Source organism: Oscillibacter sp. KLE 1745 (genome assembly GCF_000469445.2).
Taxonomy (GTDB): Bacteria; Bacillota; Clostridia; order Oscillospirales; family Oscillospiraceae; genus Oscillibacter; species Oscillibacter welbionis.
The window spans coordinates 2,074-4,358 of the sequence record NZ_KI271764.1; the positions used below are offsets into that span (position 1 = coordinate 2,074).

The window sequence follows — 2,285 nt, forward strand, 5'->3', positions numbered from 1 at the left end:
CGGCTGCCCCGCCAGCAGGCCAGGGACAACGCCATCTCCCTGCTGCAGGAGGCGGCGGACCAGTCCGGGGCCGACGCGGCGGTGGCCAACGAGGCGTCGGAGGGCATCCAGGTGCTGGCGGGCTACACCATGAAGGAGGCCCAGATCGAAAACCTGGTGACCGCCAAGGGCTATACCGACTGCGTGGCCTTCATGGGGGAGGACAGCATCAGCGTGGTGGTGGACACCGGCACCGGCGAGCTGACGGCCGAGGACGTGGCCAAGATCACCGACATCGCCATGACGGAGACCGGATACCCAGCCAGCGGCATCAAGATCATGGCCTCAAATTAGCTGTTGTATTTTCCCGGGAAACATGGTAAAATAACACCCTGGAACCATTCTTCTGGGACGCGGCGGGCGACCCCCGTCTCTACCAAGGATCAAACAGTGAGGAGAGGCTTACGATGGGCGAGAGCAAAGAGTATATGACGCTGCCGGAGGAGAACGGGAGCATCAACATTTCCGAGGAAGTGATTGCCGCCATCGCCGTGGGCGCCGTCCGGGATGTGGAGGGCGTGTCCGGCATGGTGACTGCCATGGGCGGCAGCGTCACGGACCTGGTCCACAACAAGAAGAACGCCCAGAAGGGCGCCAAGGGTGTGAAGATCGACATGACCGGCGCCGCCCTGGTGCTGGACATCTATCTGACGGTGGAGTACGGCCACCCCATCCCCACGGTGGCGGAAAATGCCCAAAAGGCCGTCATCGGCGCGGTGGAGGCCATGACCGGCTGCTCTGTGGAGGCGGTCAACATCCACGTGGGCGGCGTGACGCTGGCCTGAGTCCCGGATGGGAATGAGAGAGAAAAGGACGTAGTTGAGGTTATGGTACGGAACACCGCGCGAGAGATCGCCATTCATCTGTCCTACGAGCTGAGCTTCACCGACAAGCCGGTGGAGGAGCTGCTGGACGAGCGCCTGACACCGGAGTCCTTCGCCGCCCTGGCGGAGGAGGACCCGCTGTATCAGGAGACGCCCAACGCCAAGCAGGCGGACTACATCCGCCGCCTGGTGCGGGGCGTGGCCGACCACGCTCCGGAGCTGGACGGGTATATCGCCAAATACGCCAAGGGGTGGAATTTTGCCCGGATCCCCCTGGTGGCCTCCGCCATCATGCGGGTGGCCATGTATGAGATTTTGTACATGCCGGACATCCCCCACGGCGCCTCCATCAACGAGGCGGTGGAGATCGCCAAGAAGTATGAGACGCCGGAGACGGTGAAGTTCATCAACGGCATCCTGGGCACCTTCGTGCGCCGGGAGACAGCGGAATAAGGGCAGTCCTGCGGAGCGGGACGGGGGCGTGACGCCGCCGTCCGGCTCCTCGTTTTCTGCCCGCAGGGACCAAGGAGCAAACGCGTATGGAACCACATATCTATGGTGTCACAGAGGTGAATCAGCTGGTGAAGGGCCTGCTGGACAGTGCCCCGGCTTTACAGGGCGTCGCCGTCCGGGGAGAGTTGTCCAACTACAAGATCTACCCCTCCGGCCACCACTATTTCACCCTGAAAGATCAGGAGGGGGCCCTCCGGTGCGTCATGTTCCGGGGACAGGCCTCCCGCCTCCGGTTCCGGCCGGAGAACGGCATGAAGGCCGTGGCCTCCGGCCGCATCACCGTGTTCCCCCGGGACGGGGCCTATCAGCTCTACTGCGACTCCCTGATCCCGGAGGGGGTGGGGGACCTGGCGGTGGCCTTCCAGCAGTTAAAAGAAAAGCTGTGGAAGGAGGGCCTGTTTGACCCCGCCCACAAAAAGCCCCTGCCGCCCTATCCGGAGAAAATCGCCATCGTCACCTCCGGCGCCGGGGCGGCGGTCCACGACATGATCCGCATCCTCCGCCGCCGGTATCCCATCGCCAGGGTGATCCTGCTGCCGGTGCGGGTCCAGGGGGCCGAGGCCCCGCCGGAGATCGTGGGGGCCATCCGGTACGCGGACAGGTGGAAGATCGGGGACGTCATCATCACCGGCCGGGGCGGCGGGTCCATGGAGGACCTGTGGGCCTTCAACGACGAGCGGGTGGCCCGGGCCATCTACGACTGTGAGACGCCCATCATCTCCGCCGTGGGCCACGAGCCGGACGTGACCATCGCCGACTTTGTGGCGGATGCGCGGGCGTCCACCCCCTCCAACGCGGCGGAGATCGCCGTGCCGGACCAGGTGGAGCTGCTGCGGTGGCTCCGGGGCGCAGGGGAGCGGATGGCGAGAAGCGAGACGGCGCGGCTGGAGGCCGCCCGGCAGCGGCTCA

4 protein-coding genes are annotated in these 2,285 nt (G+C 65.3%); all 4 read left to right on the forward strand.

The window, feature by feature from the left end:
- Positions 1-333: SpoIIIAH-like family protein (locus HMPREF1546_RS19735; RefSeq protein ID WP_021752110.1), on the forward strand; the 333-nt coding region annotated here is incomplete at its 5' end.
- Positions 334-446: 113 nt separating this feature from the next.
- Positions 447-824, forward strand: a complete 378-nt coding sequence (locus HMPREF1546_RS15610) for an Asp23/Gls24 family envelope stress response protein (RefSeq protein ID WP_021749006.1) — start codon at positions 447-449, stop codon at positions 822-824.
- 42 nt (positions 825-866) lie between these two features.
- Positions 867-1,316: a transcription antitermination factor NusB gene (gene nusB / locus HMPREF1546_RS15615; RefSeq protein WP_021749005.1), complete on the forward strand. Its 450-nt coding sequence runs from the start codon at positions 867-869 to the stop codon at positions 1,314-1,316.
- Positions 1,317-1,402: 86 nt separating this feature from the next.
- Positions 1,403-2,285: exodeoxyribonuclease VII large subunit (gene xseA, locus HMPREF1546_RS15620; protein ID WP_021752111.1), on the forward strand; the 883-nt coding region annotated here is incomplete at its 3' end.

Bases quoted from the DNA above. Each gene is read 5' to 3' on its own strand.
- nusB (WP_021749005.1), top strand. From the start codon at position 867: ATGGTACGGAACACCGCGCGAGAGATCGCCATTCATCTGTCCTACGAG.
- HMPREF1546_RS15610 (WP_021749006.1), top strand. From the start codon at position 447: ATGGGCGAGAGCAAAGAGTATATGACGCTGCCGGAGGAGAACGGGAGC.